The following is a 381-nucleotide window of genomic DNA, read 5'->3' as shown; positions in this document are numbered from 1 at the left end:
GGTGTCGACATCAACAACCCTGACCAGGAGCGCCGCGTCAGCCAAATCGTCAATCTGCTGCAGATCATCGGTGACGATCAGGTCACGCTGAAGGTGACGGTCGCCGAAGTCAGCCGTTCGGTGATGAAGCAGCTCGGTGTCAACATGGTCGGCAGCGGCGGCAGCAACGGCATCAGCTACGGCGCGCTCAGCGACAATTTCACCGGCCTCGGCAAGCAACTGTCGAATTCCGGCTTCACGATCGGCGCCTCGGGGTTGCAGGCCTATATCAACGCCATGGAACAGTCCGGGGTCATGAAGACGCTGGCCGAGCCGACCCTGACTGCTGTTTCTGGCGAGAAGGCGACGTTCCGGGTTGGCGGTGAATACAACATGGTGAGC

At 60.6% G+C, this 381-nt stretch carries 1 pseudogene; it reads left to right on the top strand.

Annotated features, from left to right (window positions below):
• Positions 1-381, top strand: a pseudogene (locus EN852_RS36020) (pilus assembly protein CpaC); the annotation flags it as partial.

The sequence above is a fragment of the Mesorhizobium sp. M2E.F.Ca.ET.209.01.1.1 genome (assembly GCF_004010375.2).
Lineage (GTDB): Bacteria > Pseudomonadota > Alphaproteobacteria > Rhizobiales > Rhizobiaceae > Mesorhizobium.
Note: the sequence above shows the minus strand (reverse complement) of the source record. Positions and strands in the feature narration are given on the sequence as shown.